Source organism: Thioalkalivibrio sp. ALJ24 (genome assembly GCF_000377785.1).
Taxonomy (GTDB): Bacteria; Pseudomonadota; Gammaproteobacteria; order Ectothiorhodospirales; family Ectothiorhodospiraceae; genus Thioalkalivibrio.
On sequence record NZ_KB898724.1, the window covers coordinates 448,066 to 455,930 of the forward strand.

General features: G+C 72.0%; 7 protein-coding genes and 1 pseudogene. All 8 read left to right on the forward strand.

Annotated elements, in window-relative coordinates:
- The first annotated feature begins 13 nt into the window (after nt 1-13).
- Nucleotides 14-1,003: a threonine-phosphate decarboxylase CobD gene (gene cobD / locus D571_RS0102110; protein WP_018935027.1), complete on the forward strand. Its 990-nt coding sequence runs from the start codon at nt 14-16 to the stop codon at nt 1,001-1,003.
- Nucleotides 996-2,504 (forward strand): cobyric acid synthase, encoded by a 1,509-nt coding sequence (locus D571_RS0102115; RefSeq protein ID WP_018935028.1) that lies wholly within the window; start codon nt 996-998, stop codon nt 2,502-2,504. Before cobD ends, D571_RS0102115 begins: the two co-directional genes overlap by 8 nt.
- A complete protein-coding gene (gene cobU, locus D571_RS0102120) occupies nt 2,501-3,028 on the forward strand; it encodes a bifunctional adenosylcobinamide kinase/adenosylcobinamide-phosphate guanylyltransferase (RefSeq protein WP_018935029.1) in 528 nt (175 codons plus the stop codon). The genes D571_RS0102115 and cobU overlap by 4 nt, the downstream gene beginning before the upstream one ends.
- Nucleotides 3,029-3,056: 28 nt before the next feature.
- The gene (gene cobT / locus D571_RS0102125) at nt 3,057-4,130 is read left to right on the forward strand and encodes a nicotinate-nucleotide--dimethylbenzimidazole phosphoribosyltransferase (RefSeq protein ID WP_018935030.1); all 1,074 of its coding nucleotides are present in this window, start codon (nt 3,057-3,059) and stop codon (nt 4,128-4,130) included.
- Nucleotides 4,127-4,738 (forward strand): histidine phosphatase family protein, encoded by a 612-nt coding sequence (locus D571_RS0102130; protein ID WP_018935031.1) that lies wholly within the window; start codon nt 4,127-4,129, stop codon nt 4,736-4,738. The genes cobT and D571_RS0102130 overlap by 4 nt, the downstream gene beginning before the upstream one ends.
- The gene (gene cobS / locus D571_RS0102135) at nt 4,735-5,529 is read left to right on the forward strand and encodes an adenosylcobinamide-GDP ribazoletransferase (protein WP_018935032.1); all 795 of its coding nucleotides are present in this window, start codon (nt 4,735-4,737) and stop codon (nt 5,527-5,529) included. Before D571_RS0102130 ends, cobS begins: the two co-directional genes overlap by 4 nt.
- Before the next feature lie 205 nt (nt 5,530-5,734).
- On the forward strand, nt 5,735-6,994 hold the full coding sequence (locus tag D571_RS0102140; protein WP_018935033.1) for a flagellin: 1,260 nt from the start codon (nt 5,735-5,737) through the stop codon (nt 6,992-6,994).
- Nucleotides 6,995-7,325: 331 nt separating this feature from the next.
- A pseudogene (locus tag D571_RS0102145) lies at nt 7,326-7,865 on the forward strand (flagellin); the annotation flags it as partial.

Genomic DNA, 7,865 nt, shown 5'->3' on the forward strand with positions numbered 1-7,865 from the left:
CCATGGCGGGGGCGTGCGCGCGGCGGCCCGGCGCTGGGGGCATCCGGTCGAGGACTGGCTGGACCTGTCCACCGGCATCAACCCGCGGGGCTGGCCGGTGCCGCCGCTGCCGCCGCAGGCCTGGACGCGGCTGCCGGAGGCCGATGACGGGCTGGAGGCGGCGGCCGCCGCGTATTACGGCAGCGACGCCCTGCTGCCGCTGCCCGGGTCCCAGGCCGCGATCCAGTCCCTGCCGGCGCTGTGGGGCGAGGGCACCGGCCGCGAGCAGGCGCGTGTCGGCGTGCTGCACCCCGGCTACAACGAGCACGCCCGCGCCTGGAGCGCCAGCGGCCACGCGGTGCAGCCGGTGGAGCCCGAGGCCGGCGCCATCGAGGCCGTGCTGGATGCGCTCGACGTGCTGGTGCTGATCCACCCCAACAACCCCACCGGCACGCGCTTCGAGCCCGCGCAGCTGCGCGAGTGGCATGCGCGGCTGGCGCGGCGCGGCGGCTGGCTGGTGGTGGACGAGGCCTTCGTCGACAGCGAGCCGCAGCTGAGCCTGGTGCCGGAGGGCCCGCGTGACGGGCTGGTGGTGCTGCGCTCGCTGGGCAAGTTCTTCGGCCTGGCCGGGGCCCGGGTCGGGTTCGTGTTCGCGCCGGAGGCGCTGCGCCGGGCGCTGAGCGCGCGTCTGGGGCCGTGGAGCGTGCCGGGGCCGTCGCGGCAGGTCGCGGCCGGGGCGCTGGCGGATCATGGCTGGCAGTCGGCGCGGCGCATGCAGCTGGCGGGCGAGGGCGAGCGCCTGGCGGCCCTGCTGCGCGCGCACGGACTCGCCCCGGATGGCGGTACCGCGCTGTTCCAGTGGGTGCGCAGCGAACGGGCCGAGCAGATCCAGGACCGACTGGCGCGCGCGGCCATCCTGGTGCGGCGCTTCGACGAGCCGGCCAGCCTGCGCTTCGGGCTGCCCGGCGACGAGGCGGGCTGGCAGCGCCTGAAGACCGCACTGTCGGAGCTGAGTGATGACTGATACCGGCGGCACGCTGATGGTCCAGGGCACCACCTCGGATGCCGGCAAGAGCGTGCTGGTGGCCGGATTGGGGCGTGTGCTGCGCCGGCGCGGGATCGCGGTGGCGCCGTTCAAGCCGCAGAACATGGCGCTCAACAGCGCGGCGACCGCGCAGGGCGGCGAGATCGGGCGGGCCCAGGCACTGCAGGCCGCCGCCTGCGGGCTGGAGCCGCATACCGACTTCAACCCGGTGCTGCTCAAGCCCTCCAGCGACCGCGGTGCGCAGGTGATCGTCAACGGCCGCGCGGTGGAGGAGCTGGACGCGCGCGCCTACCATGACTACAAGCCGGTGGCGCGCGAGGCGGTGCTGGCGGCGCACGGGCGTCTGGCGGCGCAATATGCCGCGGTGCTGGTGGAAGGGGCCGGCTCGCCCGCGGAGATCAACCTGCGTGCGGGCGACATCGCCAACATGGGGTTCGCCGAGGCGGTGGACTGCCCGGTGATCCTGGTCGCGGACATCGATCGCGGCGGGGTGTTCGCGCATCTGGTGGGCACGCTGGCGCTGCTGGCGGAAAGCGAACGGGCACGGGTGGCCGGCTTCGTGATCAACCGCTTTCGTGGCGATCCGGCGCTGCTGCAGTCCGGGCTGGACTGGCTGGAGGCCGAGACCGGCAAGCCGGTGCTGGGCGTGCTGCCGTATCTGTCCGGGCTGCAGCTGGATGCCGAGGACGCGCTGCTGCGCGAGGCGGCCCCGGCGAGTGACGCGTGGGCGAGCGGCGGGGACGAGCCCCTGCGGGTGGTGGTGCCGGCGCTGCCGCGGATCTCCAACCACACGGATTTCGACCCGCTGCGCCTGCACCCCGGGGTGTCGCTGCGCTTCGCCGGGCCGGGGGAGTCGCTGCAGCCGGCGGATCTGGTGCTCCTGCCGGGGTCCAAGGCGGTGCGCGACGACCTGGCCTGGCTGCGCGAACAGGGCTTCGAACGCGAACTGATGCGCCACCTGCGCTACGGTGGTCGGGTGCTGGGGATCTGCGGCGGCTACCAGATGCTGGGGCGCGCGGTACACGACCCGGAAGGCATCGAGGGCACCCCGGGCTCCTCGATCGGGCTGGGCCTGCTGGACGTGGAGACCACGCTGCGTCCGGCCAAGCAGCTGCGGCAGGTGACCGGCGAGGGCGTGATGGAGCGGGCGGCGCCGGTGCACGGCTACGAGATCCACGCCGGGCACACCGCCGGGGCGGACTGCGAGCGCCCGGTGCTGCAACTGGCCGCGGGGCCGGACGGCGCGCGTTCGGCGGACGACGCAGTGGCCGGCACCTACGTGCACGGGGTGTTCGACGAGCCGGCCGCCGCCGGGGCGCTGCTGGCCTGGGCGGGGCTGGAGGCGGACGGCGCCGCCGTGGATCTGGACGCGCTGCGCGAGGCGAGCCTGGAGCGTCTGGCCGACGCACTGGAGGAACACATGGACATCGACCGACTGCTGGACCTGCTGCACGTGCCACAAGGGGGCACCCGGTCATGAGAACCCTGATCCTGGGCGGCGTGCGTTCGGGCAAGAGCCGCATGGCGGAGCAGCTGGCGCTGGGTTCCGGCCAGCCGGTGACCTACGTGGCCACCGCGCGCGCCGACGACGCCGAGATGCTGCGGCGGGTGGAACAGCACCGCCGCCGGCGTCCGGCCGGCTGGGATCTGATCGAGGCCGGCGACGACCTGGCCGTGCGGCTGCAGGAGGCCGCGGCGCCGGGCCGCTGCCTGCTGATCGACTGCCTGACCCTGTGGCTGACCCAGCTGCTGTGCACCGGGGACGAGGCGCACATCGAGCGCGAGCGCGAGGCGCTGATCGCCACGCTGCCGACTCTGCCGGGTACCATTGTCGCGGTGAGCAACGAGACCGGGCTGGGGATCGTGCCGCTGGATGCGCTGTCACGGCGCTTCGCCGACGAGGCCGGGGCGCTGCACCAGCGCCTGGCCGCCGATCTCGACCGCGTGGTGCTGACCGTGGCCGGGCTGCCGCACGTGCTCAAGGGCCCGGTGGTGAACGCCTGATGACCGCATCGACCCGCGAGGAACGCGCGTGACCGAAGACTGTGACTGGCTGAACGTCCCCGCCGCGCCGCTGGATCCCGCGGCGACCGCGCGTGCCCGCGCGCGGCAGGAACGCCTGACCAAGCCGCCGGGGTCGCTGGGCCGCCTGGAGACCCTGGCCGAGCGTCTGGCGGGGCTGCAGGGCCGCGAGTGCCCGCGCCCGCCGCAGCCGTGGATCACCGTGTTCGCCGGCGACCATGGCGTGGTCGCCGAAGGCATCTCGCGTTTTCCGCAGGCCGTGACCGGGCAGATGGTCGCCAACTTCGCCGCCGGCGGGGCGGCCATCGCCGTGCTCGCGCGCAGCCTGGATGCGGGGCTGGAGATCATCGACCTGGGCACGGTACCCGGTGGCCCCGAGCCCGAGGGCGTGATCCGCGCCGGGCTGGGCCCGGGCACCGCCAACTTCGCGCGCGAGCCGGCGATGACCCCGGCGCAGCTGGAGCGCGCGCTGAACACCGGGCGCCAGGCAGCCGAACGGGCGCGCCAGGGCGGGGCGGGGCTGTTCATCGGCGGCGAGATGGGCATCGGCAACACCACCGCCGCGGCGGCCGTGGCCTGCGGTGTGCTGGGGGCCTCGCCGGACGCGCTGGCGGGCCCGGGCACCGGGCTGGACCCGGCCGGGGTGCGGCACAAGGCCGAGGTGATCGAACGCGCGCTGGCCCTGCACGCCGAGGCCGGGGATTCGGCGCTGGAGTGGCTGCGGCGGGTCGGGGGTTTCGAGATCGCCGGGTTGACCGGCGCGTTTCTGGCCAGCGCGCAGATCGGTCAGCCGGTGCTGGTGGACGGCTTCATCGCCAGCACCGCGGCACTGGTGGCGACCCGGCTGTGCCCGGGGGCGGGGGACTGGTTCTTCTACGCCCACCGCTCCGCCGAGCCCGGGCACGACCGCGTGCTGGAGGCGCTGGGCGCGCAGCCGCTGCTGGATCTGGGCATGCGCCTGGGCGAGGGCAGCGGCGCGGCGACCGCGGTGCCGCTGCTGCGCATGGCCTGCGAGCTGCACGCCGGCATGGCGACCTTCGACGAGGCCGGCGTGGCGGACGACGAGTCCGGAGCGGGCGCGTGAGTACGGGGGCGTCCGCCGGCGCCGGGGCGCGGGTCGGGCTGCTGCGCCACGGTGAGACCACCGGCGAGGGCTTCTGCGGCGCCGGCAGCGACGTGCCGCTGACCGCGCGCGGCCAGGCGGCGATGGAGGGGGAGCTGGCACGCCGGCGCCCGCCGGGCCTGGCCTCCGGCGAACCGGCCTGGGACCGCATCGTAACCTCGCCGCTGCAGCGCTGTCAGGGGCCGGCCTCGGCCTGGGCCGAGCGCTGGGACGTGCCGCTGGTGGTGGAACCGCGACTGAAAGAGCTGCACTTCGGCACCTGGGAGGGCCGCAGCGCCGCCGCACTGATGGAGACCGAGGCCGACGCGCTGGGCCGCTTCTGGCAGGACCCGGAGGGCTGCCCGCCGCCGGAAGGCGAGGCGCTGGGCGCGTTCCGCGAGCGCGTGCTGGCCGGCTGGCGCGAGAGCGTGGCCACACCCGGCACCGCGCGCACGCTGGTGGTGACCCACGGCGGCGTCATCCGCGTGCTGCGCGCGCACTTCGAGGGCATCCCCCTGGCCGAACTGCTGAACATTGAGGCCCCGCTGGCGGTGCTGCACTGGGTCGACCCCGCGCGGGTGCAGGCATGAGCCGGCCGGCCACGCTCGCCCCGCTGTGGCTGGCGCTGGTGTTCCTCACCCGGGTGCCGCTGCCGGCGCGCCTGCTGCCCGAGGCCCCGCGCCCGGAAGACGCCGGACGTTCGCTGCTGTTCTACCCGCTGGTGGGGCTGGTGCTGGGCCTGCTGCTGGCCGCCGGCGGCATGCTGCTGGCCCTGCTGCCGGGTGCCGAACCGCTGCTGCTGGCCGCGCTGGTCCTGGCCGGCTGGGTGGCGATCACCGGCGCGCTGCATCTGGACGGGCTGGCCGACACGGTGGATGCCCGCGTGGGCAGCCACGGCGACCCCGAGCGCGCCCGCACCATCATGAAGGACCCGACCTCCGGCCCGATCGCGGTGGCCACCGTGATGCTGGTGCTGCTGGTCAAGTTCGCCGCGCTGGTGCCGCTGGTGGCCGCCGCCCAGTGGCTGGCCCTGGTGATCGCCGTGGTCCTCGGCCGTGCCGCCCTGGTGCTGCTGTTCCGGCTGGCCGATTACCTCAACCCCGCCGGCCTGGGCGCCGATATGGCGGCGCACCTGCCCGAACGGCCTGCGGCCGGAGTACTGGTGGCCACCGCCATCGCCGTGGTCATCCTCGGCGTGGCCGGCGGCCTGCCCGGCGCCATCATCGCGCTGATCCTCGCCGGCGCCACCGTGGCCGCCCTGGCGGCGTTCTTCCGCCGCTGGCTCGGCGGATTCACCGGCGATCCCGCCGGTGCCACCCTGGAGACCGTCGAGACCGTGGCCCTGGTGGTTATGGCCCTGACCCTCACCCTCCCTGCGTAGGAGCGGCCCCGGCCGCGAAGCCGGCCCCTGGCCGATTCGGCTGTGCCCGACCGGTCGCGTGCATCCCCTTCATCCGGGACAAAAATCATCCGGATCCCTAAAGCCCTTGCCGGAACGGTCGTTAAGGGAATCGAAGGCGGCATGAGGCCGCCCAGGGATTGCCTCAGCCGGCTCGGCCGGCACTCAAGTTCCGGAGGAAGCAAGCATGTCTCAGGTCATCAACACCAACGTTCTTTCGCTGAATGCCCAGCGCAATCTGAACCAGACCCAGGGCGATCTCGCCCAGTCGCTGGAACGCCTCTCGTCCGGCCTGCGCATCAATAGCGCCAAGGATGACGCGGCCGGTCTGGCGATCTCGGAGCGGTTCACCACGCAGATCAACGGTCTGAACCAGGCGGTGCGCAACTCGAACGACGGCATCTCGTTCGCGCAGACGGCCGAAGGTGCGCTGGACACCGTCGGCGATGCGCTGCAGCGGGCGCGGCAGCTGGCCGTGCAGGCGGCGAACGACACCAACTCGGCCTCCGACCGTCAGGCGCTGAACGACGAGGTGCAGCAGCTGATGGAAGAGGTCAGCCGTGTGGCCAACTCCGCCGAGTTCAATGGCGGCCGGATCCTGGACGGCACGGTGGAGGACCTGTTCTTCCAGGTGGGCGCGAACCAGGGGCAGACCATTGCGGTGGATGGCGTGGATGCGCGGACCTCCCAGCTTGGGGCGACCGAGTTTGTCGCCGAGGCCGAAGAAGCAGGCCTTACTCAGGAACAGATCGGCCAGATCGCCGAGGTGGATGGATTCGATGGTCCATTCACAGACATCACCATCAGCAGTGATGATTTCGATGAAAACATCGAGGTCCCGCTCTCGGGCAATGAGGATGATGACGTCGAGCCTGCGGCAACCTTGGAAGATGCGGTTCGCATGATCAATGCGGCCATCACCGACGCTGCTTCCGCCGGCGACGAAAACGCGGAAAAGGTTGCGGATGCCGACCTGGAAGCCGCACTGAGGGTCAGGAACGACGGTACCACGACCATCGCGGTTACCTCGCGCCTGGGGACGGAAAACCTCACGGTTGATGGAGGCGTGGTCACATTGGATGACGGCGACGACACCGAGGTTGATTTGTTCCAAGATGCGGAATCGGAAGACGTCACGTTGAACGACGTCGACGTGGCGACACGCGAGACGGCGACCCAGGCAATCGGCGCCTTTGACGGAGCCCTGACCAAGGTAAACTCGCTGCGTGCGGAGCTGGGTGCGGTGCAGACGCGCTTTGAGAGCACGATCGCGAACCTGGAGATCGGATCGGAGAACCTGTCGGATGCGCGGTCGCGGATCCGGGACGCGGACTTCGCGGCAGAGACCGCCGAACTCTCGCGGGCGCAGGTGCTGCAGCAGGCGGGGACCACGGTGCTGTCCCAGGCGAATGCGGTGCCGCAGAACGTGCTGGGTCTGCTGCAGTAAGGCTACGGCTTCCTCCGGGCCCGTGCTGCGGCCCATCCCTGGGCCCGCCCCGAGTGATCGGGGCGGGCCTTTTTGCGTTAGTGGGTTCGGGGCCGGTGGTTCGGGCGGGTAGGGTTTTCGCGCGCGAGCGCGCTCCTACCGGGGATGGTTTGGGCCGGGCTTGGCGGTTTTTGCCGTTGCGGAAATGGGGCGGAAATTTTTTGCCGATCGGGGTTAAAGGTTGCCGGGGGGTGGTCGTTAAGGGGTGTGAGAGGCAATTCCGAACCTGTCATTGCTGCCGGAACGGCAATGACTGGCCGGTTGGCAGAGCGAGCAAAACAAGGAGGGCATCATGTCCCAGGTCATCAACACCAACGTGCTGTCGCTGAACGCGCAGCGCAATCTCAACGAGTCGCAGGGGGCGCTGTCGCAGTCGCTGGAGCGTCTGTCGTCGGGTCTTCGCATCAACAGCGCCAAGGACGACGCGGCGGGCCTGGCGATCTCGGAGCGTTTCACCAGCCAGATCAACGGTCTGGATCAGGCGGTGCGCAACTCGAACGACGGCATCTCGTTCGCGCAGACCGCCGAGGGCGCGCTGGATACCGTCGGGGATGCGCTGCAGCGTGCGCGCGAGTTGTCGGTGCAGGCGGCGAACGACACCAACTCGGCCTCCGACCGTCAGGCGATCAACGACGAGGTGCAGCAGCTGATGGAAGAGGTCAGCCGCGTGGCCAACTCGGCGGAGTTCAACGGTGGCCGGATCCTGGATGGCACGGTGGAGGATCTGTTTTTCCAGGTGGGCGCGAACCAGGGTCAGACCATTGCCGTGGATGGCGTGGATGCGCGGACCTCGGAACTGGGGGCCACCGAGGTGGTGGGGACTCAGGGGCTG